Origin of the sequence: Roseburia lenta, from assembly GCF_014287435.1 — a bacterium.
GTDB classification, from domain to species: Bacteria; Bacillota; Clostridia; order Lachnospirales; family Lachnospiraceae; genus Pararoseburia; species Pararoseburia lenta.
This window is the reverse complement of the sequence record NZ_JACOPG010000003.1, coordinates 1-25,951: the sequence shown is the minus strand read 5'-3', so window position 1 is coordinate 25,951 and position 25,951 is coordinate 1. Positions and strand designations below refer to the sequence as shown.

The 25,951-nt window shown below is 43.4% G+C and carries 25 protein-coding genes and 6 tRNA genes; 3 read left to right on the top strand and 28 right to left on the bottom strand.

The window, feature by feature from the left end; translation table 11 throughout:
• Positions 1-6 precede the first annotated feature (6 nt).
• The 5 genes from H8R94_RS07695 to H8R94_RS07675 all read right to left on the bottom strand — a co-directional run bounded on the left by H8R94_RS07695 (position 7) and on the right by H8R94_RS07675 (position 3,948).
• Positions 7-372, bottom strand: a complete 366-nt coding sequence (locus H8R94_RS07695; RefSeq protein WP_330593040.1) for a GntR family transcriptional regulator — start codon at positions 370-372, stop codon at positions 7-9.
• A gap of 186 nt (positions 373-558) precedes the next feature.
• A complete protein-coding gene (locus H8R94_RS07690; RefSeq protein WP_186854311.1) occupies positions 559-1,026 on the bottom strand; it encodes a helix-turn-helix domain-containing protein in 468 nt (155 codons plus the stop codon).
• A gap of 198 nt (positions 1,027-1,224) precedes the next feature.
• Positions 1,225-2,556 carry an MFS transporter gene (locus tag H8R94_RS07685; protein WP_186854310.1) on the bottom strand — a complete coding sequence of 444 codons (1,332 nt, stop codon included), beginning with the start codon at positions 2,554-2,556 and terminating at the stop codon, positions 1,225-1,227.
• 22 nt (positions 2,557-2,578) lie between these two features.
• Positions 2,579-2,881 (bottom strand): Dabb family protein, encoded by a 303-nt coding sequence (locus tag H8R94_RS07680; RefSeq protein WP_186854309.1) that lies wholly within the window; start codon positions 2,879-2,881, stop codon positions 2,579-2,581.
• Positions 2,882-2,976: 95 nt separating this feature from the next.
• A complete protein-coding gene (locus H8R94_RS07675) occupies positions 2,977-3,948 on the bottom strand; it encodes a tRNA dihydrouridine synthase (protein ID WP_186854308.1) in 972 nt (323 codons plus the stop codon).
• A 143-nt stretch (positions 3,949-4,091) separates the two neighbouring features.
• On the opposite strand from H8R94_RS07675, the gene H8R94_RS07670 reads away from it, so the two are divergent.
• Entirely contained in the window at positions 4,092-5,453 is a 1,362-nt protein-coding gene (locus H8R94_RS07670) for a M20/M25/M40 family metallo-hydrolase (protein WP_186854307.1), read from the top strand.
• Between the two features lie 284 nt (positions 5,454-5,737).
• Here the strand turns inward: H8R94_RS07670 and eno are convergent, their stop codons facing one another.
• The 4 genes from eno to H8R94_RS07650 form a co-directional block, all read right to left on the bottom strand.
• Positions 5,738-7,039 (bottom strand): phosphopyruvate hydratase, encoded by a 1,302-nt coding sequence (gene eno, locus H8R94_RS07665; protein ID WP_186854306.1) that lies wholly within the window; start codon positions 7,037-7,039, stop codon positions 5,738-5,740.
• A 214-nt stretch (positions 7,040-7,253) separates the two neighbouring features.
• Complete coding sequence (locus H8R94_RS07660) at positions 7,254-7,484, bottom strand: alpha/beta hydrolase (protein WP_118281394.1); 231 nt, start codon at positions 7,482-7,484, stop codon at positions 7,254-7,256.
• On the bottom strand, positions 7,474-7,692 hold the full coding sequence (locus tag H8R94_RS07655; RefSeq protein ID WP_186854305.1) for a hypothetical protein: 219 nt from the start codon (positions 7,690-7,692) through the stop codon (positions 7,474-7,476). Before H8R94_RS07655 ends, H8R94_RS07660 begins: the two co-directional genes overlap by 11 nt.
• Positions 7,670-10,372, bottom strand: a complete 2,703-nt coding sequence (locus H8R94_RS07650; protein WP_186854304.1) for an alpha-L-rhamnosidase — start codon at positions 10,370-10,372, stop codon at positions 7,670-7,672. The genes H8R94_RS07655 and H8R94_RS07650 overlap by 23 nt, the downstream gene beginning before the upstream one ends.
• 114 nt (positions 10,373-10,486) lie before the next feature.
• On the opposite strand from H8R94_RS07650, the gene H8R94_RS07645 reads away from it, so the two are divergent.
• Positions 10,487-11,449, top strand: coding sequence for an AraC family transcriptional regulator (locus tag H8R94_RS07645; RefSeq protein ID WP_186854303.1), 963 nt, complete (start codon positions 10,487-10,489; stop codon positions 11,447-11,449).
• A gap of 124 nt (positions 11,450-11,573) precedes the next feature.
• On the opposite strand, the gene H8R94_RS07640 is transcribed toward H8R94_RS07645, so the two are convergent.
• From H8R94_RS07640 to H8R94_RS07620, 5 genes are all read right to left on the bottom strand, one after another.
• Complete coding sequence (locus tag H8R94_RS07640; protein WP_186854302.1) at positions 11,574-12,512, bottom strand: transketolase family protein; 939 nt, start codon at positions 12,510-12,512, stop codon at positions 11,574-11,576.
• Positions 12,500-13,357: a transketolase gene (locus H8R94_RS07635; protein WP_256386608.1), complete on the bottom strand. Its 858-nt coding sequence runs from the start codon at positions 13,355-13,357 to the stop codon at positions 12,500-12,502. Before H8R94_RS07635 ends, H8R94_RS07640 begins: the two co-directional genes overlap by 13 nt.
• 166 nt (positions 13,358-13,523) lie before the next feature.
• Entirely contained in the window at positions 13,524-14,951 is a 1,428-nt protein-coding gene (locus H8R94_RS07630) for an ATP-binding protein (protein ID WP_118281388.1), read from the bottom strand.
• 197 nt (positions 14,952-15,148) lie between these two features.
• The gene (locus H8R94_RS07625; RefSeq protein WP_186854301.1) at positions 15,149-15,298 is read right to left on the bottom strand and encodes a hypothetical protein; all 150 of its coding nucleotides are present in this window, start codon (positions 15,296-15,298) and stop codon (positions 15,149-15,151) included.
• 96 nt (positions 15,299-15,394) lie between these two features.
• Positions 15,395-16,894, bottom strand: a complete 1,500-nt coding sequence (locus H8R94_RS07620) for a radical SAM protein (protein WP_118535510.1) — start codon at positions 16,892-16,894, stop codon at positions 15,395-15,397.
• Between the two features lie 231 nt (positions 16,895-17,125).
• Between H8R94_RS07620 and H8R94_RS07615 the strand changes: the two genes are divergently transcribed.
• The gene (locus H8R94_RS07615) at positions 17,126-18,109 is read left to right on the top strand and encodes a zinc dependent phospholipase C family protein (RefSeq protein WP_186854300.1); all 984 of its coding nucleotides are present in this window, start codon (positions 17,126-17,128) and stop codon (positions 18,107-18,109) included.
• A gap of 69 nt (positions 18,110-18,178) precedes the next feature.
• Here H8R94_RS07615 and H8R94_RS07610 read toward each other — a convergent pair whose 3' ends face one another.
• The 14 genes from H8R94_RS07610 to H8R94_RS07545 form a co-directional block, all read right to left on the bottom strand.
• Complete coding sequence (locus tag H8R94_RS07610) at positions 18,179-18,766, bottom strand: HD domain-containing protein (RefSeq protein ID WP_186854299.1); 588 nt, start codon at positions 18,764-18,766, stop codon at positions 18,179-18,181.
• Positions 18,767-18,840: 74 nt separating this feature from the next.
• Positions 18,841-19,776, bottom strand: coding sequence for a D-2-hydroxyacid dehydrogenase (locus tag H8R94_RS07605; protein WP_186854298.1), 936 nt, complete (start codon positions 19,774-19,776; stop codon positions 18,841-18,843).
• A gap of 227 nt (positions 19,777-20,003) precedes the next feature.
• Positions 20,004-22,262, bottom strand: coding sequence for a glycoside hydrolase family 2 protein (locus tag H8R94_RS07600; protein ID WP_186854297.1), 2,259 nt, complete (start codon positions 22,260-22,262; stop codon positions 20,004-20,006).
• Between the two features lie 281 nt (positions 22,263-22,543).
• Positions 22,544-23,002, bottom strand: a complete 459-nt coding sequence (locus H8R94_RS07595) for an NfeD family protein (RefSeq protein ID WP_243238487.1) — start codon at positions 23,000-23,002, stop codon at positions 22,544-22,546.
• A 45-nt stretch (positions 23,003-23,047) separates the two neighbouring features.
• Entirely contained in the window at positions 23,048-23,464 is a 417-nt protein-coding gene (locus H8R94_RS07590) for a hypothetical protein (protein WP_118535514.1), read from the bottom strand.
• A gap of 178 nt (positions 23,465-23,642) precedes the next feature.
• Positions 23,643-24,296, bottom strand: coding sequence for a fructose-6-phosphate aldolase (fsa, locus tag H8R94_RS07585; protein WP_118281381.1), 654 nt, complete (start codon positions 24,294-24,296; stop codon positions 23,643-23,645).
• Positions 24,297-24,434: 138 nt separating this feature from the next.
• Positions 24,435-24,920: a Cys-tRNA(Pro) deacylase gene (gene ybaK, locus H8R94_RS07580; protein WP_199649420.1), complete on the bottom strand. Its 486-nt coding sequence runs from the start codon at positions 24,918-24,920 to the stop codon at positions 24,435-24,437.
• Between the two features lie 16 nt (positions 24,921-24,936).
• A complete protein-coding gene (locus tag H8R94_RS07575; protein ID WP_118281380.1) occupies positions 24,937-25,149 on the bottom strand; it encodes a hypothetical protein in 213 nt (70 codons plus the stop codon).
• A 152-nt stretch (positions 25,150-25,301) separates the two neighbouring features.
• A tRNA-Phe gene (locus H8R94_RS07570) sits at positions 25,302-25,374 on the bottom strand.
• A gap of 6 nt (positions 25,375-25,380) precedes the next feature.
• Positions 25,381-25,454: transfer RNA gene (locus H8R94_RS07565), tRNA-Met, on the bottom strand.
• 27 nt (positions 25,455-25,481) lie between these two features.
• A tRNA-Tyr gene (locus H8R94_RS07560) sits at positions 25,482-25,563 on the bottom strand.
• A 24-nt stretch (positions 25,564-25,587) separates the two neighbouring features.
• Positions 25,588-25,660, bottom strand: a tRNA-Thr gene (locus H8R94_RS07555).
• A 10-nt stretch (positions 25,661-25,670) separates the two neighbouring features.
• Positions 25,671-25,743 (bottom strand) — tRNA-Val (locus H8R94_RS07550).
• Between the two features lie 11 nt (positions 25,744-25,754).
• Positions 25,755-25,828, bottom strand: a tRNA-Asp gene (locus H8R94_RS07545).
• Between the last annotated feature and the right edge of the window lie 123 nt (positions 25,829-25,951).

Genomic DNA, 25,951 nt, shown 5'->3' with positions numbered 1-25,951 from the left:
TCTCTCCTATTCCTGCATATTCCATAGCAAATCAAATGTCTTCATTACTTCGTCTCTGGAAATCCCTGCCATCCGCGCAGCCTTGATCGCGTCCGTAAGACTGTCCTCGATCCTGCGCATGTGCTGTTCCTGCAGCATCTGTGAATCCTGTGCGTTGACACAGAAGCCTTTGCCCTGAATGGCGGTCACCAGCCCCTCCTCTTCGAGGAGTTCATATGCCTTCATCGTTGTAATGACACTGATCTTTAGTTCCTTTGCCAGACCGCGGATCGATGGCAGGTACTCCCCCTGCTGCATCTTTCCCGAAAGAATGTCACTGCGGAAAGCATCTGCGATCTGTTGATAAATCGGTATTCCTGAATTTTGTATCAATTTCGTAGACATCACCTACCTGTTTTTTAACTGTTATATAACTGTTTATATGTTATATATACAGTATATGCAGTTATATGTCAAGGGTTTATGGAAAAATTATGTAAAAATGTACCTTGGCGCCACAAAAAAAGACTGACATCTGCCAGTCTCTTCTCCGGTCGGAATATTCTCTCTTTTCTGCCTCTACTCCTGCAAAACACGCAGTACATTCCCAATCAATCCCACTTCCAGAACCAAAAATCCAATCAATAGCGCCCGTAATTCCAGATGCTGGTTCAGATTCATATATGTACACATGACATAAATCAAAGCAAACATAAGTCCCCATGCCAAGATCAATATGAACAAGCATTTACGTCTTGCTTTTCCTATCCTCATCTGTGCATATGCCAATGCCTCCTGCAATACTTTCTCAGTCCCCCCTTTCTCTTCTTCCTTTTGATACACATGACATTCCAGCAATTCTTGTAAATTCAGTTCCAGTGCCACTGCCAGTTCCTGCATATTATCTATGTCCGGCAAGCCCCTTCCATTTTCCCACTTGGAAACTGCTTTATTTGTCACATGTATTTTTTCTGCAAGTTCCGCCTGCGTCATATGGAGTTCTGTTCTTCTTTTTGAAATAAATTCTCCTAGTATTACCGTATCCATGTGCATCCCCCTTCCTGTTTGTCAGAATCGTAACATAAAATCTATCTGTATCGCAATCTACGTTGCGTAGACATCTATAGAATCTTCAAAAGAACATGTGCGTAATATCCTATTACATAAAAGCGCAGCAGCCTTTAGACTGCTACGCTTTGAACGTTTCTTTTGACATCCCCATAATCATAGGCGGGATATCATACCTTATTTTATACGTTTTATGTAATATTTCTTGGCAAATGCCAGAGGTATCAAGGTCAGAAGCACCAGCACAGCTCCTACGATGAGCAGGGTATGGGTCGGCAGATACTCCGTAAATCCATAGGAATCTACGAACTTTCCGCTGCGCATGATAATCGGATTGGAGATCATCGGTGCAACGATCATCGGGATTAGGACAAAGAATACGATACGAATGCCCTCAAATTGTCCTCTGGCATCCTCCGGATACAACTGTTTGCCCCAGACGGTAATCGCCTGTAAAAAGAGCATATAACCAAGTCCCAAAACAAAGATACCTAAGAGAAGAACCGGATTCCAAAGCGTCTGCGTATTTACATTTTCCGGTCGTACAAAAAGCCCCAACATACCAACGCCAATGCAATTTAAAAAGACTGCTACCTGACACAAGCCCGGAATTTTTCCCTGATTGATGATCTTCGTTGACGGAATAACGGCTAACATGGCAAGCACCAGTCCGATACCTTCCATATATCCCATCATATCGGCAGTAAATCCCAGATAATAGATCATATAATTTCCCAGATGGGTAAAATACATGTTAAAAGCGATAAAATAGACCGCCAGTGACCAGTTTACCCAGACCAGTTCTTTTAACTTTACATACTCTTTTACATTAAAGATGGAAAAGAACTGCTGTCCGAAACTGCCACGTTTACTCTCTTTGAGTCCCGGTGCATCTTTCATGGCAAAGAGACAATAAATGCCAAACAGGATCACAAGGATCCCCATAACAAGAAAGAGCCGCATATAATTGTCATCTGCACCGACAAGCATACCACCGAGCACTGTTCCCGCGATCGTTCCTATGACCGGCTGCGTTGCGAGCGCTCCGCCTAATTGCCCTCTGTTATCATCATTCATGTGATCGTTGATCCAGGTATTGAAACCGACATCATTTCCCATGGATCCAAAGAAACTCATGACTGCATCCGCGATCACGACCGCTGTTCCTGCCACGATAAGGACGCTTCCCGTGCTATTTCCACTGCCATCCGTCATGTACTGGGTCAGTCCAAATACAATGGTAAAAATCCCCCACAAAATATAGCCCAGAGCGATAAAGATCTTTCGCTTTCCCTTACGATCCGACACACATCCAAACAAAAATGTCGATATGGTCGTTGCGATCGCCGATATGGCGACCATCCACGAAATGATCGTCGGGTCTTTCGCGATCTTTGCATAGACAAAGGTGTTGAACCATTGATTTTCCATATTCCAACAGATCTGTCCTGCAATTCCCAGCCCCCAGACTAAAAACCAAAATTTTGCCCCCTGTTTCTTTTCTTTCATGCCTTCCCCTTTCCGGTGTCTTTTACACCTCAAAGTCCATGCAAGAACGCGTCGCCGTGTATGGACGCACCTTGCCATCTGCAACTGCTACATGCGCCGGATGCACACTATACCCCTGCAATGCCTCCGCGCTTTCAAATGTCGTATCCAACATGATATCCACATTAGAACTTGGCAGACTCTCTGTCTGCACATGAATCTCAAGCAAACCCGGGATCTGCCCCGCCAGACCTTCCAAGCCTTCCTTGATCCCTGCCTTGATCTGCTGCTTTTCTTCCTCTGAAAACTCTTCCTTCAGTGTCCACAAAATCACATGTTTTACCATTTTTCCTCACCTTTCTTTTTATCATTTTCTTTATCATTTTTAACTAAAATATATTTCATGTGCCAAAAGATAGCAAGCGTTTCACACTACTTTTTCTATCGTAACTCCTGCTCATGAAATAGTGCATCTACAGCTTCCTGATACGCAACCAGCCGCTCCGATTTTTTGATCTTTTTCAGGTATTTATCCGCATTCGTAAAACAATCCCCAAGATAAAACCACAATTCTTTCATACGGAATAATACATTGCGATCACCCGACATGATCTGTATATAACCTTCTAAGATCTCTTGATGAAAGGCATAGAGGCGTTCTTTTTTCTCCTGCATATGGTCGTGCGCCGCATCATCCGCCGTTTTCCTCCCTACATCATCCTCCGTCTTACTCATTTCGATCAAAAAAGGATTACACAAAAGTCCCCGTCCCAGCATGACGCGATCCAAGTCCGGGAAACGCTCCTTCCTATCTTGTAAATCCTCTGCCGAACAGATGTCCCCATTATAGCAAAGCCTGTGCCCGCTCTCTTCCATCGCATAAGAAAAGGCATCGAGCCGCGGCTTTCCCTTATAAAAATCCTTGCGCACTCTGGGATGGATGATGAGTTCCTCCAATGGGTATTTCTCATAGACTGCCAGAATATCCTTCCACTCCTCCTCATCTTCCATGCCGATCCGCGTCTTGACCGAGATTCTGCCATCATAACCCGCAAAAATCTCATATAAAAAACGATCCAAGGTCTCCGGGTCTTCTAAAAGACCCGCGCCTCGTCCTTTGGCAACGACTGTCCCCGACGGACATCCCACATTGAGATTTACCATGTCGTATCCATATTGTGTGAGTTCTCCAGCGACAGCAAGAAAATGCTCACTTCGATTTGTCAAAATCTGCGGTATCACACACTTGCCCTCGTTATTCTCCGGCAAAATATCTCTACGTTCGCCACTGCTCATCTTTTTATTTGCAATAAAAGGGGTAAAATATCGATCCATCGGATAAAAAAAATTGTGATATGCATTGCGATACACATAACCCGTCAGTCCTTCCATGGGTGCCATATAATACTTCATCGTCATCTCCATTTCCATGTGTTTCTATTATTATACACCGAATCCCGACAATTTACCGAACCAATTTAGCGTTCTGTGATATAATTTGACTATTCCGAACATACTATGATCAGTTTGATTTTTATGAAACGAGGTATTTCCTTATGAAATTAGAACATGTAAATGAAGAACGTTTTGCCAAGAACCTAAGTCGCGCTATCCAGATTGCTACCATTTCCCACGAAGACGAAGCAGACACGGATTGGACCAAATTCAAAGAATTTCATGACTTCCTAAAAGAAGCATACCCAAAGACCTTCTCTACCTTAGATGTCGAAGAAGTCGGTCGTGCCGGACTGATCCTGCACTGGAAAGGCAGCGATGCTTCCTTGGATCCGATTGGATTTCTGGCGCATCAGGATGTCGTTCCCATTGCTCCGGGAACTGAGAACGACTGGACAAATCCACCATTTTCCGGTGCTAACGACGGGACTTTTATCTGGGGCAGAGGCGCACTGGATATGAAAAGTCATCTGCTCTGCATCATCGAGGCTATCGAGACTCTGCTGGAAGAAGGCTATGCGCCAAAGCGTGACGTCTATGTATGCCTCGACTACAACGAGGAAATTGTTGCAGGCAAGGACAATGGGGCCAAAAAAATTGCAGCACTTCTCCACGAGCGTGGCATCCACTTTGACAGCATCCTGGATGAAGGCGGCGGCTCTATGGATGTGCATGCCAAAAAACTGCTGGATGCCCATGTGACCATGGTTGGTGTCGCAGAAAAAGGCTATGCCGACTATGAGATCACGGTCAAAGGGCAGGGCGGACATTCCTCTTTCCCGCCAAAGCATACCGCACTCGGTCTCTTGGCAGAACTTATCACCAAGATTGAAAATCATCCGTTTGAGGCGCGCTTTACCAGTCCGGTCCTGTCTATGTTTTCCACCATCGGAAGCCATATGACTTCCCCAATCGGAACAATTTTAAAACATCCGGGCATATTAAAATCAATCCTTGCAAAAGCCATGAAGGGCAATTCCTTTACGGCATCCATGGTACAGACATCCACTGCTGTAACCATGGCATCTGCGTCTCCAGCGCCAAATGTACTTCCGGAATCCGCAAGTTGTGTGATCAATTTCCGCCTTTTGCAGGGGGATACGCTGGCTTCCGTACAAGCGCATTTGGAGAATCTGGCAAAAGATTACGACGCAAGCATCCGCCTGATCAAGGGAAAAGAGGCAAGTGCCGTTTCCCCGATCGACACGCAGGCTTTCCATACCATCGACGCTATTTTTGCCGAAGGCCAAGAAAATGCTTTTTGCACACCTTACCTACTGACAGCCTGCACAGACTCTTACCATTATGAGTGCGTTTGTGAAAATCTTTATCGTTTTTCGCCGTTTTCACTGCCATCAGAACTGACACATACACCGCATTCTACCAATGAGCGGTTCCCGATTGACCAGATCCTTCCGGGTGTTTCTTTCTTCATGCAGTATATCCGCCGTATGGATGCATAAAAAGAATGTGCCTATTATGTGAAAAATCCCAGACGCACGACACGTCTGGGATTTTTTTATATCTTCAAAATTCTTTCTGCATTCTTTCCAAGTATGGCGTCTTTTTCCATTGCTTCGATACAAAGTTCCTTTGCATTCTCCATAGTCGCTTTCTTTTCTAATCGCATTTGTTCTCCTCCTTCTAGGCGTTTTGATACACGTGTTGCTTTTTTGCAACTTCATTGAGGATCCTTACACACTTTTCCAACATGACTAAGCACAGCCGACGTCACGTTTTATGCCATTTATATCTGTCCATGCAGTTCTTCCTCAATGCGCAACAGACGATTATATTTTGCCACACGCTCACTTCTGCTTGGCGCACCTGTCTTGATCTGACCGGTATTCATGGCAACCGCCAGATCTGCGATCGTTGTATCCTCTGTTTCTCCCGAGCGGTGTGATGCAATCGCCCGATAACCCGCTTCATGTGCCAAACGAATGGCATCCAGTGTCTCTGAGACGCTTCCAATCTGGTTCAATTTTATCAGGATGGCATTGCCGCATCCCTGCGCAATTCCTTTTTGCAGGCGGTTGGTATTGGTCACAAAGAGATCATCCCCCACTAATTGTACCTTATCACCGATTTCCAGTGTTAATTTCTGCCAGCCTTCCCAGTCATCCTCATCCAGAGGATCCTCAATGGATATGATCGGATATTTTTCCACCAATTCCTTCCAGTGTGCGATCAATTGATCTGTGGTATAATCCACACCTGTCTTTGGCAAATGATAATACACCTGCCCACTGCTGCTGACAACAGTATCTTCATGAAAGCAGTCTGCCGTGCATTTCCATTCCGAAGATGCTGCATCCAAAACTATTTTAAAGTGTGTACCCATCTCATACCCGGCACGCTCCACTGCCTCCATGATCGTTTCGATCGCTTCCTCATCCGATGACAATTCCGGTGCAAAACCGCCTTCGTCACCTACAGAAGTCGTCATGCCCTTTTCCCGCAAAAGGGATGCCAGCGCATGAAAGACCTCTGCACACCAGCGCAGACCCTCGCGAAAAGAATCTGCCCCCACCGGCATGATCATGAATTCCTGCACATCCAGCCCGGAGGTCGGCGCATGTACGCCCCCATTTATAATATTCATCATTGGCACCGGCATGCGTCTGCCATAAGTACCCCCTAAGAAACGATACAGCGGAATAGCCTGTGCTCTCGCCGCCGCTCGACAGCAGGCAATCGATACGGCAAGAATAGCATTTGCCCCAAAATGAGACTTGTCCTCCGTGCCGTCCGCCTGCATCATGGCGCGATCAATCGCGTAGATATCTGAAGCATCCATGCCTTTTATGGTATCATTAATTTCATCGTTAATGTGTCCTACCGCCTGCAAAACACCTTTGCCACCATATCGCTTTTCATCACCATCACGCAGTTCTAATGCCTCAAATTCCCCAGTAGAAGCGCCACTCGGTGCTGCTGCGCGAGCTACCGTTCCATCCATAAGATGTACTTCCGCCTCAACAGTCGGATTTCCTCTGGAATCTAAGATTTCCCTTCCTACCACTTTTTCAATTTCTAAATAATCCATATCATTCCTCTTCTTTCCTCATTTTTTATGGATTATTTTTCCACAGATTTATTATTTTTATACAGCGCCAGAATAAACTCGTTTCCCAGCCTCCAACAATCGAATGCTCTTCTACTATGACAACCTTGACCTTTGCCGTCGTCATATGCTGATAAAGATCCGCATTGATCAAATAAAGTATAAGCCATGGAAAAAAATCTCCATGGCTCTTACTTTATTGTATAAACTTTCGTATCACTTCATATCGTTTCTCAAAAACTCTTTTTACAAGAGGGCTCTTTAAATCTGCATCAAATCCATGATAAGAGCCTGATATTACATTTAAATCTACGTCTACTCCGGCATTTTTTAACTTATTGGCGTAAACAATTGCCTCATCCCGCAAGGTATCAAATTGCTGTGGTTCTATATAAGCAGGCGGCAAATCATGTAACTCATTTTTCATAGGAATGGTATAAGTTTCCTTTTTGATCAAAAGAATGATAGGTATCCTTTCTGACTTTTGCTATTTTGCTCTTATATGAGGAGACCTGCTTATTTAAAAAACCGGCAACTTTTGCCAGACTACCATCTCTTATTTTTTTTTCCAGATCTATATTGCTAAAACTTATGGCTTTTTTCAATTCTTTACTATAAGGATATTTCGACTTCATATCTATATTCTCCACTTCCTACATCATGAACAGTACCATCCGGTAATTCGATCGTTGCAACTGTATTACATGGAACTACCGTGTGCAATGAAAAAATATTTTTCTTCTCAGATTTTGTTATATTCCATTCACAGACTACTGTACCCTGCTCCGTTCTGTAACTTCTGCTGCTAGAACGAATCTTTCCATCCGGCTTCGGTGCAATACGAAGGTGTTTAAAACCGGCAGCCTTTGTGTCAATACCTCCTACTGTGCGGAAGATCCAGTCTGCGACAGCACCAAATGCATAGTGATTAAAGCTCAAGTTACCAGGATTTCCGTCATCATCATAGCCATTGCAGTTTTCCCATATCGTTGTGCCGCCCGCATCTACCTCGTATAACCAGGAAGGCTTTTTTGACTGCCACAGCAGCGTATAAGCGAGATCTATTCGTCCGATTTTGCATAGTGCATCAAGCAGATACGGCGTGGTCAGAAATCCTGTATCCATGCACATATCGTTATTCTCAACAGACTTTACAAGATTTCCAGCAAAAGTCTCTTTATGTTCTTTCGGAACCAGATTGAAATAAATTGGAAGTACATATGCTCCCATCAGATCCGAAGGCATAGAACCATCTTCTTTTATAACACCTTTTTGAATGGCTTCCTTCATGCGATCTGCAATATCCTGATATTTTTTCATGTCAGACAAATATAAAATGTTGTCATCGGTCTCTTCAGAAAGAATTTCAGCAATCTTCGCAAAAGTATGAACCGAATTCCATCCGAAAATCGGAGCTGTGTAGCAAGAACTCATACTCATAATATTTTTCAGGTTTTTCATATCCAGACCATTTTTGCTCTGACTTGGAATCAACCATTCTCCATAGTGATAACCGGTATCCCAAAGATATTTCTCAATATCATCAGGGAGGGTACTGTCTTTTGGTTTATTGGATGCTGCCTGAAGAATGATATAGTCACACCAGCGTCTCATACAATAATACTGTTGTCTCAGGATATCTGTATTTCCTGTAATCTCATACATAGAATACGGAACAACCACAGCAGCATCCCCCCAGCCGGAAGAAGTTCCGGAACCTTTTACCCCATACATCATACTCATCAGTTTGCCCATAGATGGATAATTTCCATCCTGCGGAACTACCATGGGAATAATGCCATACTCATCCTGATCACATTCCATATTGTACAGCCAACGGGTAAAGAAAGCGGTGCAGTCTTCGTTCAGAAGAGCTGTTCTGGAATAGACAAGCATATCTCCTGTCCATCCTGCTTTTTCCCGCTGCGGGCAGTCTGTCGGCACAGAAAGCATATTAGCGCATTGAGACCATCTGATATTTTCGTAGAGACGATTCAGACGTTCATCTGATGTCTTAAAAGTACCGAGATTTTCCTTTTCTGTTGATACGACACATGCCGTAAAATCTTCTGCTTTTGGCTCAATTCCAGTCACACGCACATAGCGGAAACCATGGTATGTAAAATGAGGTTCATAAGTGGCTGAAGTTCCATCACATACATAAACATCCTTCTGGTCAACACCTTTTCCCACGCCGCCGGCTCCCTGAATATTGTTAAAGAAATTTCCCTGCTTGTCCAGTATCTCACAATGTTCTAAGGTAATCTGTGTTCCCTTTGGAGCATTTACCTTCATACGGACAAATCCTGCAATATTCTGTCCAAAATCCAGAATCCATTCTCCTTTCGGACTTTTCGTCAGTCGGGAAACAGGAAGTTCCTTCACGATCACGACGGGCTCTCCAATCTGAGATACCAGATTCTCATATCCATAATTTGCTTCCATGCAGGAAGTCCATCCGGAATCCACAAAGTCTGCACAATTCCACTTTTTTATCTGCTTATTCGCATCATAATATTCTCCTGCATACAAATCCGCAGACAGAACGGGACCGTTGGAACATTTCACATCCTCGTCAGAGATAATCATATCCATTGAACCATCCGGGTAAGTAATTTCCAACTGAAAGAGTACTGCATGTGCATAGTCCATTTTTTTCATATTGGGCAATGACTGAGGACATAAATACCATCCATCCCCCACATGCATGCCAATGGCATTCGAACCTTCTGTCAACTGCTCTGTCACATCATACGTCTGGTAGCACAGATATTTCTCATAAACGGTATGTTCCGGAGCTAAAAGACGGGAATCTGCCCGGCTGCCATTCAGGTATAATTCATATGTACCATAACAGGTAGCATACAGACGGGCTTTCACAGGTTTATCTTTTAGTGCAAATTGTTTACGAAAAAGAGTGGCAGGCTGCTGTTTCCCAAATCCTGGCTTTCTTTTTTTGCCTTTTCTGTGAGCCTTCACCCATTTTGCAGACCAGTCACTTTCTGATAAAAGACCTGTCTCAAAAGAAGATGTGGCAGTCGCAGTATTTCCGTGATTATCCGAAACACGCACAGTCCATAGATACCTCATTCTACTCTGTAATTTTGCTCCTTTATACGGAATATAAGCGTTGCTGCTGCTTTCAACAACCCCCGAGTCATATATGCAGTTTCCCGCAGTATCCTTTATTGTGAGCTGATAAAACTCCTGCATGGTATTCGGAATATCACTTTCCATCATCCAAGAAAAATACGGCACAACATCGATAGCGAGAGGTTTTTCCATGTGAAGCACTTTCAGATTTTTAACTAACATTTCAGCATTCTCCTTTCATTATTTGCTTCATTATAGTATAATTTATACATTGATTTTAGATGTTTTATTGCTGCATGACTATTGAAAATTGCTGTTTTTTAAGGAGGCATATATATGTTTGAACATATTTATTTCTTTACTCATCAGGCAGATGGAGAAAATCAGGAGGTACTGGAAGATGAGGCTTATCAGAAAATGGCGAAGAAGCACCATCTTCCTCCGGCAGAAGACACAGCATTCTGTATTGATGGAAAATCCTGTTATCTTCTGCAGCATCCACTGTCCCGGGAAAAGCAAAAACACTTAATGTATCTACAGTCTTTTTCTTATATGGACACAGGAGCTTCTTACTATACAAAACGCAGTAATTACCCATCCTTTCTGCTACTGTATACCTATGAGGGAATGGGGGAACTGATTTACAGGGGACAGCGTTATACGTTGAGAAAAGGAGACGGTTTTATCATCGACTGTAGAGAAGCACAATTCTACAAAACCATGGGCAATCACTGGTGCCATTCTGATCTGCACTTTTGGGGAGGTCAATCTGCGCTTTTTTACAACGAAAATTTTGCAAATAAACCACCTGTATTTCACTGCACACAGCAAAATTCTTTTCAAACACAATTAGAGAAAATTCTGAGAATGCAAAACGAACCGATGATCAATCGTGATTTTTATATTTCTTTTGAATTGGAGAAAATGCTCTTTCATATTTTAGAATGCCTGAAAGAATTTAAGAATACGGAAGAAATACCGGATACGATCAGTCTTCTTCAAAATTACCTGGAACATCACTTTGCGCAGGATATTACGTTAGAAGCCATGGCAGAATTTACAGGAATCAGTAAATATCATTTATGCAGGCAATTTAAGAAATATACAGGCTTTTCTCCCAGAGAATATCTCATACATCTGCGGTTGCTTCAGGCACAGATGTTATTGCAGTCTACGGAAATTTCCTGTTATAAAATCGGGATTATGGTGGGATTTGCAAATGAGGCAAATTTTATTCAGCATTTTAAAAAAGCATTTGATATGACTCCCGGAGAATACCGGAATACGATAAAAAATTGAATAAGGCGTATAAAATCAAACGATAACTTCCCGCCGCCACAACAAAAAGCGGCTGCAAATGGCTTTGAGGAATCCCCTCATATCAAGCCATCTGTAGCCGCTTTTAATATCCCTATTTTATATTTTATAAAAATGCCTTAACCTTCTTGTAGATACCTGCTGCATCCAGTTCATACTTCTCAAGGAGTTTTAACGCTGGACCAGACTCGCCAAAGCGATCTTCTACACCAATACGAAGTAATTTAGCAGGCTGCTTTTCTGCAATAACTTCTGCTACAGCAGAACCAAGTCCACCAATGATGGAATGTTCTTCAACCGTAACAACCTTGCCTGTCTTTGCTGCAGAACGTACAACTAAGTCTACATCAAGTGGCTTAATCGTATGCATATTGATTACTTCAACACTGATACCCTCTGCCTCTAATTTCTCTGCTGCTGCAAGAGACTCTGCTACTTCAAGACCGGTTGCGATTAATGTAAGGTCTGTACCTTCTTTTAGCACAACACCCTTACCGATTTCAAATTTGTAATCGTCTCTGTCATTGATGACCGGCACTGCCAAACGTCCAAAGCGAAGATATACCGGACCTTCCATTTCATAAGCTGCCTTGACTGCTGCCTTTGCCTCAATATCATCGGATGGATTGATGATGGTCATACCCGGAATGGTACGCATTAAAGCGATATCCTCGTTACACTGGTGGGTTGCGCCATCTTCTCCAACGGAGATACCGGCGTGTGTTGCACCGATCTTTACATTCAGGTGTGGGTATCCAACAGAGTTGCGGATCTGCTCAAAAGTACGTCCTGCTGCAAACATAGCAAAACTAGAGCAGAATGGCACCTTGCCTGTGCTGGCAAGACCTGCTGCAATACCGATCATATTTGCTTCCGCGATACCACAATCAATGTGGCGTTCCGGGAATTCTTTCTTAAAAATACCTGTCTTCGTAGCGGCTGCAAGGTCTGCATCCAGAACTACCAGATTCTCATGTTCTCTACCAAGACTTGCTAGCGCATTACCATAACTATCTCTTGTCGCGATCTTCTTTACTTCTGACATAATGCTTCCTCCGCCTTCTTTAATTCTTCCACTGCAATCGCATACTCCTCGTCATTTGGAGCCTTTCCATGCCAGCCTACGGCATTCTCCATATAAGAAACGCCCTTGCCCTTGACTGTCTTCATAACGATTGCTGTTGGCATACCTTTTGTCTCTCTTGCTTCCGCAAATGCTGCACGAAGTTGGTCAAAATCATTGCCATCCTCGACTGCAATCACGTGGAAGTTGAATGCTGCAAACTTGTCTGTGATCGGATATGGGGAATTAACTTCCTCGATCGTACCATCAATCTGCAAATTGTTATTATCTACAATGACGCAGAGGTTGTCCAGATGATGTGATCCGGCAAACATAGATGCCTCCCATACCTGTCCTTCCTGAATCTCGCCATCACCCAGAAGCGTGTACACACGATAATCCTCATTAGAAAGTTTTGCGGAAAGTGCCATACCTACAGCAACAGAAATGCCCTGTCCCAAAGATCCGCTGGAAGCGTCAACTCCCGGTGTATGCTGGATACATGGATGTCCCTGCAAGTGGGATCCGATATGGCGCAGTGTCAGAAGGTCTTCTACTGGGAAATATCCTCTGTTCGCAAGTGCGGCATAAAGCCCAGGTGCGGTGTGTCCCTTAGATAAAACGAAACGATCACGATCCGGCTTCTTTGGATCCTTTGGGTCGATGTTCATCTCTTCAAAGTACAGATACGTAAATACTTCTGCGGCAGATAAAGATCCGCCCGGATGTCCTGCTTTTGCAGCATGCACACCATCAATGATGCCCTTGCGGACTTTCACTGCTTCTTTTTGTAATTCAAGATTTGTCATTGCATTTATCCTCTCTATTTTTTGATATGCCGCAGTCTCCCACGGCAGTTAATAAAGTTCTCATACCAAAAAGGTCATAGAAAAACCTTACAGATAAAATTTTACTATGACCCCATTTTATTATCAATAGCAGAATTTATACAATTTTACGCAAATTTTTGAGTTTTCATGGGAGATACGCTCACTATGCCAGCCTGCACTCCTCATCCAGTGTCACTAAGATAATATTCTTGATCGTGGATGCAACGGTCTCCACATTCTCATGGAAACGATCCTTGGCACAGACCACGTAAAAGGCATCCCCCTCACGATGCATCTGCTTAGTCTTTTCAATCATTGACTTAACTTCCGCGACCTCAATCTCGCGCTGTTCATAGAAACACAGGGTAAAAATCGTCGCACTCTTGCCCTCGGTCTTACCCAGCGATACCACATCAAATCCATCGGTCGTCCCTGCCTCATCATCATTGGTCCACCAGTTACCAGAACGCTCGATCGTAAACGGCATCTGCCCTCTGCGGCTGCGTTCTTCCAGATGTTCTCTGCTCATAGCAATGAATACCTGCTGCATAAAATTGTCAAGATCCGGCACAATATATGTATTCCACAAAAGATCCCACTCTCCCGCTACATAAAGATCCATATGCGGCACGATAAAGCGATACCAAAATACCGTGTTGCTATTGACGATAGAATAGCGCGTTTTTTTGCGATTGGTCTCCTCTGTGATCGCCGTCTGCTTTGTGACAACACCGATCGACATCAGCGCATTCAGATAAGGAACAACAACATCCTTTGGCTTGCCAACCTCAGCGGATAACTGATTGACACGGTTCATGCCCTGCGCCATCGCCGATAAAATGCAATTATAATAGGACAACTCCCTGAGTTCCATCCCCATGACCTGTTCCGGCAGAAGTGCCGCCTGTCCCGGATTTCCGGCGAAGATTACCTCAGCCGCATCCTTTACGGACTTTCCCTGCATACGCAGGATCTGCGCCGGGATACCACCGCTGATACCATAGTAAAGTGCCAGATCTTCCCCTGCTGCCTCAGGGAAAAACTGCTTTGTCTCCAGAAAATCCATGCCGGTCAGATTCAGATGCAGATCGATCGTATCTTTCCATCTGGCTTTCTTTCCATAGAGATATTTCTCCATCAAAAGGAAGGCATCTCCGCAAAGGATAAGCTTGATCGGAAGATCCCGCCAAACTCTCGTCACATAGGAAAACAAGATTTCATCAAAATCGGCATCCGCCTTAACAAAATTCGGATATTGATCGATCACGAGCAAAAGTTTTTCCTGCTTTGCTATTTCTGTGATCGCATCTAAGAGGTTTTCTAATGATGCCTCACTTCTTTTTCCGGTATCCTCTCCCGCTGCCACGCCTGCTATATCTGCCTTTGCCAATACCTGCGTAAACATGGAAAGTTCCTGCTTTCCTGTTGTCTCATAAGCATGAAAATAGATTGCCTTTTTCCCATCTGCAAAATGACGCAAAAGTGTCGTCTTACCCATACCAAGCGCACCACTCACACAGGCAAGGGCTTCTTTATCTCCTTCATAAAATGCGTTTAACGCTTCCAGTTCTTTCTTTCGTCCAATAAACATCTGTCTGCTTTCGTCTCCCCGAAATTCTTCTATAAGTAATAAAACCTGCGCTTCTGTCTATAATCTGTCAAGAAGCGACAGGTTTTATTGTAATACGTTTCAACTAAACTTTCAATGCATTTGAAGCAAATAAAAAAACTAGTAGTTTACGCCATCTTTCACCTACAAGATATGGTGGGCGACAGATCGCTCCATGCTTATACTTCATCGTCACTTGCCGTCACATGTCTTTCCTTCACTAAGACTTCCTTGCCATCAAAGGCAAATGCTATTTCATAAATATTATTTCTCGCAATACCGGAAGCAATCAAATCTGACGCATAATTTTTTTCTTCTATCTGCTGCAAGGCGCATTCTGCTTTCCTATGAAAAAGAGACTGGCGTCTGCCAGTCTCTTTCCGGGTTGGGCTGTTATATATTTCAAATAATATAACCTGATTTAATTACTGAATGTCCTCGTCTCTGAGTCCATTAGATCCGTCTGCATGCTCGAATGCTGCAAGTTCCGGATGCTCTCTCTTTTCTTCTGTATAGTTCTCGTAAGAAGGCTTCTTGTGCTTCTGCTCTGCCCAGATACGATCTGCAACAGGTCCCCACTCTTCTGCATAGTGATCGCACTTAGAGCAAAGATGCTCAACGGTCTCCTCTGCCTCAGCGTTTGTTCCCTTAGCACCGGTCTTGTTTACCATTTCTCTTAAGAGTTTTGGATTCTCAAGCATTGGGCATGGACGCAGATGGTTTCTGTTAAATGGCTGTCCTTCATGATATGCCTTGAAAAGTGGGCTCTGTAACATCTCAAGGATTGACTTGTCATGGATGTTAGAGTCTGAGAAGTGGATAAATACGCAAGGCTCTGCATCACCCTGTGCATTGATGTGGAAGTAGTTACGTCCACCAGCGATACATCCACCAACAAATTCTCCATCATTCTGGAAGTCCATTGGGAAGAATCCGATATCATTGTCACCGGTACGAACCCAACGAATCTTTTTGATGATCTCTTCACGCTGCTCTAAAGTAGGCATCAATTCCGGTGCTGCATTCTGTCCTACAGGCATGTAATGGAAGTAGAATCCGAAACGAGCACCCTTGTCAGCGATGAAACGTAAGAACTTCTCATCGGTAACTGCCTCAACGTTGTCTCTGGTGTAGCAGATAGAAGTACCGAATACGATACCGTATTCTTTCAAAAGATCCATTGCCTTCATAACTGCTGCATAATGTCCTTCACCACGACGACCATCGTTTGTCTCTGGTGTTCCTTCGATAGAAAGAAGAAATGTAATATTTCCAAGTTCTACGATCTTCTTACATAACTCTTCATCGATCAATGTAGAGTTAGAGAAAAGACCAAACATACAATCGTTATGCTTCTCAGCAAGTTTTAAAATATCAGCCTTACGAACAGTAGGTTCTCCACCTGTCATAAAGTAAAGATAAGTTCCAAGTTCCTTACCCTGTGTAACGATCTTATCCATGTCTTCGTATGACATGTTGTTCTTATGACCATATGTACCAGACCAGCATCCTACACAGTGGAGGTTACATGCGTCTGTCGGATCAAACAAGATCAGCCAAGGAATGTTACAGTTGTACTTCTCACGGTTTGCTCTGATCGTCTTTGTTCCACGGAAAAATGCTTCATATCCTAAATTCAGAAGGAATTTCTTAGCATAGTTCGGGTTTGTCTCATCCAGAACACGGTTCACAAATTTTACCCATCTGTTCTCCGGATTCTTTACATACTCTCTAACCTTATCCAGTGTTGCCTTATCTGTGCCCTCTCCCCAGAAAGCCTCTGCCTTGTCAATAAGGTTAAGGAATGTTTCCTGTCTTTTTGCGATATCATCTGTCTTTGTCAACTTACCAACGATACCATTGACCATTATCTCAAAAGCTTTTCTTTCTGCTTTGTGCTGTGCGTTTTCAACTAATGAAGCCATGCTAACTTCCTCCCTCTTTTTCTTCTTTGTCTTTTACCTTTGCTAGTATAAGAAATAACGTGGTTTTTTGACATATACAATAGATTTTCTGTGTATGGTCGCATTATACATTTTCGCGAATTTGTATATCTGACCTGACAAAATCTATACTTTGTTTGCCACATTTTGTTTGTTCAAGTATAATTAAAATATAAATCTAAGTGCTCATAACAGCGGAAAGGAGCGCATATTATGCCAGGATTCGCCTCACATTACCTTTTTGGACAACAGTCACTTTCACATCTTAAAGAAGATCAGGAATATCATATCCTGTCCTTACATCCACATGCCTATAATCTGGGCTTGCAGGGACCTGACATCTTCTATTATTACCTGCCGGCATGGCTGCTTTATGACCACAATGCCGCCAGCCTGATTCACGAAAATTCTTCATTGCAATTTTTTATTGCTATGATCGATGCCCGGAATAAATTGTCCTCGCATAGCGAACGCATCATTGCGGACGCTTACATCTGCGGATTTTTGGGTCACTATACGCTCGACACCTACTGTCATCCATACATCTTTGACCGGACACACCATTTACAAAATAAAGACCGCAATGGTGGACTTTATGATTTTGGTCGTCATGTCTTTTTAGAGACCGGCATCGATCAGGAAATGATCTCACATTTTCTGCATTGCAAGCCGACAGATTTTCGTCCGGGAGATACCATTGCCCTTTCTACTAAGGAAAGCCGTGTGATTGCCAGGGTCTTATCTTTTGCCCTTGCAAATGTATTTCCGGATGCGGTCATGCCAAAATGGCAGATCCGCGGTGCCTTTCGCGCCATGAAGACGGAATCCCGTCTGATGCATGACCCGACTGGCATCAAGAAAAGGCTTGTCCGCCGTTTGGAAGCCATTTTTGTAAAGGTTCCTGTCATTTCACCTATGATCCCAAGTGACACGATCTACGCCTACAAGGATCCTTGCAATTTCCGCCACAAAACATGGCACAACCCTTGGAATCCTGACCAAAAGCGTACCGAAAGTCTTTATGACCTGTTTGATCTGGCGGCTCCGGTTTTTGCAGACCGCATACATGCTTACTTTGGTGCTGTCTGTGAGCGCGCCGATGTCTCCATGGAAGATATTTACCACGCCAGAAATACCTTCATGGAAGAACACGGCGATTTATCTTATAATACGGGACTTCCATTATCAATATGTTAAAACATCTTTAAGATAATATTTCTGTATATGAAAAAGCCGATCATTATACCCTGCTTTATTTTAATTTTCTTACTTTTTCAGGTTCCCTTTTTCTACGTGTTCCCGGATGATATGATCTGTCACCTCATACAATTTCTCAGATCCCAGCGTGGTCTTTCTCTGTCTGCCATAGACCTGCTCGGCACTTACCCCGTGTTCTCTCCAGTCACCGCCGCCATTGCTGTTATTTAAAAGAAGCGGCTGCAAATTATCCATGGCATGTGCAAACTTGGATTCCGCCGTTGAAAAATCCTCAAATTCATCAAAGAGCGCGATCAGTTCTTCCTTTTGATCCTCCGGTAAAAGAGAAAAGATCCGCTCCTTGGCTGCATCTTCCCGCGCCTTTTGTGTCTTTAATCCTTCTGCATCATATGCGTAAGTATCACCTGCATCAATCTCCACAATATCATGGATCAGGCACATGAGCATGACCTTGGCAATATCCACAGGCTCATTGGAATAATCGCGCAAGAGGTATGCCATGATCGCCATATGCCATGCATGCTCCGAATCGTTCTCTCTCCTGCCGTGCCCGGACAGATGCGTTTGCCGCAGGATATTTTTCTCTTTATCAATCTCCAAAATAAAATCCAGTTGCTTTTTTAATCTCTCGTCCATAGTGTCTCCTTTATACATAGGTAATTCTATCAGAATCTTTATGCCAGATCATCGTTCTATCAATTTTGTCCTCACTATTTTTCCAAAAACTCCTTGATCTGCCCGTAAATAATATCCATCAGGCGCACACGTGCCTCCACGGATGCCCATGCGATATGCGGTGTGATGAGGAGTTTTGTGCTGTCTTTGATATGGCGCAGCGGATTGTCCTCACTCATCGGCTCTGTATCAAGCACGTCAATCCCTGCCGCCGCGATAATTCCGCGATCCAGTGCATCTGCCAGATCTTTTTCCACAATGATCGGTCCGCGTCCCACATTGATCAGAATAGCACTCTCTTTCATCTGGGAAAGTTCCTTTTCTCCGATCAGATGCAGGGTGTCATCCGTCAAAGGTGCATGAATGGAGACAATATCGGATGTCTTCAATAAAGTCTGTAAGTCTACTTCCTGATATTGACTATCGTGGTTTCGTCCGGAAGTAGAGAAATACTGCACCTTACAGCCAAAAACGCTTGCAATCTCTGCTACACGTTTTCCAATCGCCCCAAGCCCGATGATACCCCAGGTCTTTCCAGCCAACTGATGAAAGGACTTGGCGAAATGCGTAAACATCTTATCGTTTACATATTTTTCCTCTTTTACATAAGCATCATAATATGCCAAATTCTCATATAGGTAGAATAGCAGGGCAAAAGTGTGCTGTGCCACGGTCTCGGTCGAATAGCCTGCCACATTGCGCCATGCGATCTTTCTCTTTTCCAGATATTCCTTATCCAGATTGTTGGTTCCGGTCGCTGTCACACAGATTAATTTCAGATTTTTGGCTCCCGCCAGCGTTTCCTCATTCATGTTACATTTATTTGTGATAATGATGTCTGCATCCTCTATACGCGCCGGAATTTCCTGACTTGTAGAAAAATCATATTCCACGAGATCGCCAAATGCATGGAACTTTGTAAGGTCAATATCCTCTCCTATGGTTTTTCGATCCAAAAATACTATCTTCATTTGTGCCTCCTAAACCTATCTTTCTATCATTGCTTTTCTACTGGCATTTTACCATAAAATCAGGCCTTCATTTTATCCATTTTTCATAAATCTATATATTCTATCTTCTTAAAAATACAAGAAAACACCCCGCACAAGATTTTCTCATGCGGAGTGTCTTCTCTCATAATTGGGGTAACGATCCTGTTGATCGCCTGTATTTAGGAAAGGAATTTGATATAAGCGTGTTATTTCTTAATCTTATTCAGCATAGCATTGATACCCAGTACCTGCTCCTTTGGAACGGCACCAAATCCAAGCATTCTCTTGACGGTGAAGCCCATCATCATCTTCTGTGCTGCTGCCGGATCGATCTGGCTTGCTAATTCTTTCATACCCTTCTGTGGATCATCATCGGATGGATTCTGGTTTCCTGCCTGCATCTTCGCCATCAGACCGCCCATCAACTTCTGTCCTTCCGGATTTGCCATGATGTCTCCCATGGTATCGTTGATAGAGAAATATCCTTCCGGTGCAGTGATCTCAAACCAGTTGATGACATCACCGGTCACCGGCATACGATAGTCCGGATTTGGCTCATCTACTTTCTTGATGGTTGCGTTGTCCTCGCAGTCTCCTGCTTTTGCGACCAACTTTGTCTCGCCAACATTCTTTACTTCAAAGGTAAAGAAGTGATCTTCTGCTGTCTGCTTTCCTACAGATTCTCCATTGACAAAAAGTTCTACCTCAGGAAGATTAGAATAAACCTTAACGGTCGTAACATCTTCATCACGTTCTACATAATTCTTGCTGCAAAGATGAACAAACGGTTCGTCGGATAACCATGCCTTGTAAGCATAGAAGGAATCCTTTTTGTACTTACGGTCAAAGGTAACCAGGCCCTTGTTGTTCATACCCTTGCATCCGCCCTCGTCTCTGGCATCTGCTGCAAAGTCAAACATATTCCAAACATGTGTAGCCCATACAAAGTCTCTGGTATAGAGCTGCTTGATGAGTTCTTCATGATAATGTGCCTGATATTCTTCTGAATAATCGCCCTGCTCCGGGTGAGAAGAATGCCACTTGTAGGCTTCTGCACCGTACTCACTCATACCGATCGGGATATTTGGATACATCTCATGGAAGGAATCCATAAATGGTCCGTTCTCCTCGATCTTTCCGCCGTACCATCCCAGATACTGGTTATAAGATACCAGATCAGGGATCTCTATATACTGGCTCTCTGAAATATCACACATGGAGATAACCGCCATAGTGGTAAGTCTTGTCTTATCCATTTCATGAACCATATCATTTAAGATATGATGGTTCTCTAAAAGGTCAGGATCCTTTGCACCCTTCATGGTGATCTCATTGGAAAGTCCCCAGAAGAAAATAGACGCATGGTTGTAATTCTGTACGACCAGTTCCTTCATCTGTGAAATGGTATTTTCACGTCCATTTGGCATATGCACAGAAATATATGGGATCTCAGCCCAGAGTACAAATCCTAACTCATCACACATATCGTAGAAGTGCTGGTCATGCTGATAATGTGCCAGACGAATGGTGGTTGCGCCAAGTTCATAAATGATCTTAGCATCTTCTTCATGCATCTCAGGTGTAAGTGCATTACCGATATGCGGTCTGTCCTGATGACGGGATACACCACGAAGTGGATAATGCTCGCCATTTAAGAAAAATCCCTTTTCCGGGTCAACCTTAAAGGTACGGCAGCCGAAACGTGTGCTTCTCTCATCAACGACTGTACCATTTTTCTTTAACTCTGCATGCATGGTATAAAGATGTGGATCCTTACGTCCATTCCAGAGATGCACATTTGTGATGGTCTGCTCTACCTCTGTCTTGTCTGCTGATACAGTCACGGTATCAACTACCGTGTCTCCATCTGTAATGGTAAATACCAGTTCTTCTGTACTTCCTGCGTTTGTCAGATATACCTCTGTTGTGATCTTGGCATCATCTCCTGTCACTTCCGGTGTTACCTTAATGGCAGGACTTCCGTAATAGTCCAGATCAAAGCGTGTCTCATCGACTAAAATCAGAGATACCTTACGATAGAGTCCGCCGTAGAAGGTAAAGTCTGCATTCTGCGGATATACATAATCATTTGGTGCATTGTCAACAGCAACCACGATCTCGTTTTCATCCTTTAAATATGGTGTGATGTTGGCTCTCCAGGTAGAATATCCGCCATCATGCTTTGCGACAGACTCGCCATTTACGAATAACTCTGCGGATGAGTTTGCTGCTTCAAACTCAATATAAACTTCCTTGCCCTCAGCAACCTCTGCCTTAGAAAGGTTCTTTGCATAGTAGCAGGTTCCACGATAATAATCGCTTCCACCGTCCTGTCCGTCCTCGCCATTCCAGGTATGTGGCAGATCCAATGTCTCCCAGTTTCCTGCGGAAGTTGTCTTATCAGATACTGTGACAGCATCTTTTGTGAACTTCCAGTTTTCATTCCAAGTAAATTTCTTGCTCATACTCGCTCTCCTTTTTGTAGTTTCTTTCTATATTTGAATGTGTAATGCTGACATTCTTCTTTGCTAACTACATCATAGAGCATTTTGAAGAAATCCCTATTCAAAAATTTGCTTTTTCATTCAAAATTTCTTGTTCTTTTGCGATTTTTTATTATTTACCAAACCGAGACGAGATACGCTCTGCAAATCTCGCTCTGATTAGCAGTCGTCATAACACAAAAACGGTAACACCCACACTGTGTAAATGCTACCGTCTTTTTTCTGTCTTATTTCCTTATATGCTACTTGCGCTTTAAGATCATCTTGACACCACGGATCTCGGATACGACCACCACCTCATCTACAGCATATATTTGCTCGTCATCCTCAGCACGTGCTGTCCACTCCATACCGTTATAAAGGACTTTTCCGCTTTCCTTGCGATTGTCGACTTCCTCGATGACACGCACTTCCTTGCCGATGCACTCCTCGTAGTTGGTCGCAACCTTTCGACTCTCCAGATACTTTTTTGCCCATGGTCTTGTAAAATACAAGAGGATAAAAGTCACAACAAAAAATACCGCGATCTGCAAGCCCGGATGTCCGCCACACAAACACACGATAAGCGCTGCCAGAGCACCACCGGAAATCCAGATAGAAGTCAATCCTACGGTTATGATTTCTATTACAGCCGTGATAACAATGACCGCCAGCCATAAATACATCCAATCACTTAATACTAAATTCATCCAAAATTCCATCTGTATCCTCCATTCCAGAAAATATTCCCCCATATACTCGATAAACTACAGTATACGCAAACGTCTTACGATATCCTCCACCTGGCGAATGGCATCTTCCACCTGATTTTTGGTTTCATTGATGCGATCCTGTACCAGCCAGTCTGCAATCAGTCCATCGAAAAAGAAATCTGCGAATGTGAGGAAATCTCCCACATTCAAATTAAGGTTGTGCGTCATATTTACATCCTGCAACTCCCTGCTAAAACTTTGCAGATCTAACTTAGCCTGCTCCATATAACGCTGGGCATTCCCCATCTTTGAGTGTTTCACAAGCCCACTGATCATCCCTCCACCAAAAAGATCAACCAGACCCCAATTTCCGGCAGAGCGAAGTTCCTCCCTTGCCGCGCGAAGTGATGTTAATGCGCGTTCGCCCGCAGCAATAGCCTCATTACGTTCCTTTTCAAAATCGTATGCCATGGTTTTCTCCTTATATAATATCTTATGCCATAAACATCTTTGTTTGCGTCTTATTATACATGATGGAACGACTTTTGTCATCGAAAGTCGCTTGAATTCGACAAATAAACGCTATAACAGAAACAGGTGCCAGCCTCAGCCGACACCTGTCATGCGCAGTTTTACTTATCTATAAATATTAGTCACCAAATACAGCACGATAATCTGCCTGGAACTTCTCAATTCCGGCATCTGTCAAAGGATGCTTTGTCATCTGCTCGATTACCTTGTAAGGTACGGTTGCGATATCTGCTCCTGCAAGCGCACAATCCGTAACATGAATCGGGTTGCGGATAGATGCTGCAATGATCTCTGTGTCATATCCATAATTATCAAAGATGGTCACGATGTCTTCAATCAGGCCTATACCCGGCTGGCTGATGTCATCCAGTCTTCCCAAGAACGGAGATACATAGGTAGCCCCTGCTTCTGCTGCCAGAAGTGCCTGATTTGCAGTGAAGATTAAAGTAACATTTGTCTTGATGCCTTCTGCGGAAAGAACTTTTACTGCCTTCAGTCCTTCTACGGTCATAGGGATCTTAACAACCATGTTTGGATGGATGGCTGCGATCTCTCTACCTTCTTTGATCATTCCCTCTGCATCTACGGTTGTAGCCTTTACCTCACCACTGATCGGTCCATCAACGATAGATGTGATCTCTTTGATGACTTCATTAAAATCTCTGCCCTCTTTTGCGATCAGGGATGGATTGGTCGTCACTCCACAAATCACACCCATATCGTTGGCTTTTCTGATGTCATCTACATTCGCTGTATCAATAAAAAACTTCATCCTGCATTCCTCCTAAATTGTAGTTTTCTCTCAACGTCCTCATTGTACGAGTTCAAAAGAAAAAGTACAATCCAGTTTCCTGATGATGATAAAAAAATGAACTAACTTCCTCAAAAAATCCACTCGATAAATAATGTCCTAGACAATAATGTCTGTTGTTGTAAATGCTATGACCTTGCGCAAGCCCTCTAAGGACACCTCCACCTGATAGCCGATTTTGCCTCCGCTAAAGATGATCGTATCAAAATCCTCTGCACTTTGATGAATGACTGTCTGAAAGAATTTCTTCATACCGATCGGTGAGCAGCCACCATGGATATAGCCGGTAAGTCCTAATAATTCTTTGGACTTTACCATGGCAATCGACTTTTCTCCTACCGCATTTGCTGCTTTTTTCAGATCCAGTTCTTCTGCCACCGGCACAACAAAAACATAGTGCTCGCCGCTTTTCCCCACAGTCACCAGCGTTTTAAAGACTTTATCCACATTCTGCCCCAAAACCTCTGCCACTTCTACACCACTGATGGCATCTGTATTTGCATAAGAATAATGTTTATATTCTACCTTTGCCTGTTCTAAAAGACGCATAACATTTGTCTTTTCTTCTTTTGCTTTCTTTGCCATTTTTACACCTGATTTCTTATTTTGATATTACAAGGGCTATGATACCGCCAATGATCAAGATCGGCAAGGCTATATAGATCAGCCCTCCCAGGAAAAGTCCAATGACTACGATCGGCAAAAATATAATATAGAAACCAATCTTTAAAAATCCCCATGTCATCTTGACCGCCAGCGCGATCACTTTCCACATAAACCAGATAAATGCAATAATAAATAATGCTGTCAGCATAAAATCACCTCTTTCATATTTTCCATATCATATAGCATTTACTATAGAAAGTAAACGCTTGTCATGACTTCTTAATAATTCTTTAATATTTCTATCTTTTACCACAATAAAAAATCACCTGCCGATGCAGATGATAAAACGGATATAAAAAGTGCCCAGTTCCGGAATCGAACCAGAGACACGAGGATTTTCAGTCCTCTGCTCTACCAACTGAGCTAACTGGGCACAAAATTGCGGGAATAGGATTTGAACCTATGACCTCCGGGTTATGAGCCCGGCGAGCTTCCAGACTGCTCCATCCCGCGATATTTAATTAGATGAGCAATGCTCAATGGGTGGTGGTGGATTCGAACCACCGAAGCAAGATGCAGCAGATTTACAGTCTGTCCCCTTTGGCCACTCGGGAAACCACCCATATTAAGTTATAATAACTTAACAAGCCGATGATCGGACTCGAACCGATAACCTGCTGATTACAAATCAGCTGCTCTGCCAATTGAGCCACATCGGCGTATGAAAAATGGGACCTATAGGGCTCGAACCTATGACCCTCTGCTTGTAAGGCAGATGCTCTCCCAGCTGAGCTAAGATCCCAAATCAATAAACGACCCAAGCGGGACTCGAACCCGCGACCTCCGCCGTGACAGGGCGGCGCTCTAACCAACTGAGCCATTGGGCCTGATTAACACCTTCAAAATTTCATACAGATTCTTTGAATCAAACCTTCTTGGTTAAGCCTTCGATCTATTAGTAACAGTCAGCTACATGTATTACTACACTTCCACCTCTGTCCTATCTACCT

Bases quoted from the DNA above. Each gene is read 5' to 3' on its own strand.
- H8R94_RS07690 (WP_186854311.1), bottom strand. From the start codon at position 1,026: ATGGATACGGTAATACTAGGAGAATTTATTTCAAAAAGAAGAACAGAA.
- H8R94_RS07685 (WP_186854310.1), bottom strand. From the start codon at position 2,556: ATGAAAGAAAAGAAACAGGGGGCAAAATTTTGGTTTTTAGTCTGGGGG.
- H8R94_RS07680 (WP_186854309.1), bottom strand. From the start codon at position 2,881: ATGGTAAAACATGTGATTTTGTGGACACTGAAGGAAGAGTTTTCAGAG.
- H8R94_RS07675 (WP_186854308.1), bottom strand. From the start codon at position 3,948: ATGAAGTATTATATGGCACCCATGGAAGGACTGACGGGTTATGTGTAT.
- H8R94_RS07670 (WP_186854307.1), top strand. From the start codon at position 4,092: ATGAAATTAGAACATGTAAATGAAGAACGTTTTGCCAAGAACCTAAGT.
- eno (WP_186854306.1), bottom strand. From the start codon at position 7,039: ATGGATTATTTAGAAATTGAAAAAGTGGTAGGAAGGGAAATCTTAGAT.
- H8R94_RS07660 (WP_118281394.1), bottom strand. From the start codon at position 7,484: ATGAAAAATGAGTTACATGATTTGCCGCCTGCTTATATAGAACCACAG.
- H8R94_RS07655 (WP_186854305.1), bottom strand. From the start codon at position 7,692: ATGAAGTCGAAATATCCTTATAGTAAAGAATTGAAAAAAGCCATAAGT.
- H8R94_RS07650 (WP_186854304.1), bottom strand. From the start codon at position 10,372: ATGTTAGTTAAAAATCTGAAAGTGCTTCACATGGAAAAACCTCTCGCT.
- H8R94_RS07645 (WP_186854303.1), top strand. From the start codon at position 10,487: ATGTTTGAACATATTTATTTCTTTACTCATCAGGCAGATGGAGAAAAT.
- H8R94_RS07640 (WP_186854302.1), bottom strand. From the start codon at position 12,512: ATGTCAGAAGTAAAGAAGATCGCGACAAGAGATAGTTATGGTAATGCG.
- H8R94_RS07630 (WP_118281388.1), bottom strand. From the start codon at position 14,951: ATGTTTATTGGACGAAAGAAAGAACTGGAAGCGTTAAACGCATTTTAT.
- H8R94_RS07620 (WP_118535510.1), bottom strand. From the start codon at position 16,894: ATGGCTTCATTAGTTGAAAACGCACAGCACAAAGCAGAAAGAAAAGCT.
- H8R94_RS07615 (WP_186854300.1), top strand. From the start codon at position 17,126: ATGCCAGGATTCGCCTCACATTACCTTTTTGGACAACAGTCACTTTCA.
- H8R94_RS07610 (WP_186854299.1), bottom strand. From the start codon at position 18,766: ATGGACGAGAGATTAAAAAAGCAACTGGATTTTATTTTGGAGATTGAT.
- H8R94_RS07605 (WP_186854298.1), bottom strand. From the start codon at position 19,776: ATGAAGATAGTATTTTTGGATCGAAAAACCATAGGAGAGGATATTGAC.
- H8R94_RS07600 (WP_186854297.1), bottom strand. From the start codon at position 22,262: ATGAGCAAGAAATTTACTTGGAATGAAAACTGGAAGTTCACAAAAGAT.
- H8R94_RS07595 (WP_243238487.1), bottom strand. From the start codon at position 23,002: ATGGAATTTTGGATGAATTTAGTATTAAGTGATTGGATGTATTTATGG.
- H8R94_RS07590 (WP_118535514.1), bottom strand. From the start codon at position 23,464: ATGGCATACGATTTTGAAAAGGAACGTAATGAGGCTATTGCTGCGGGC.
- fsa (WP_118281381.1), bottom strand. From the start codon at position 24,296: ATGAAGTTTTTTATTGATACAGCGAATGTAGATGACATCAGAAAAGCC.
- ybaK (WP_199649420.1), bottom strand. From the start codon at position 24,920: ATGGCAAAGAAAGCAAAAGAAGAAAAGACAAATGTTATGCGTCTTTTA.
- H8R94_RS07575 (WP_118281380.1), bottom strand. From the start codon at position 25,149: ATGCTGACAGCATTATTTATTATTGCATTTATCTGGTTTATGTGGAAA.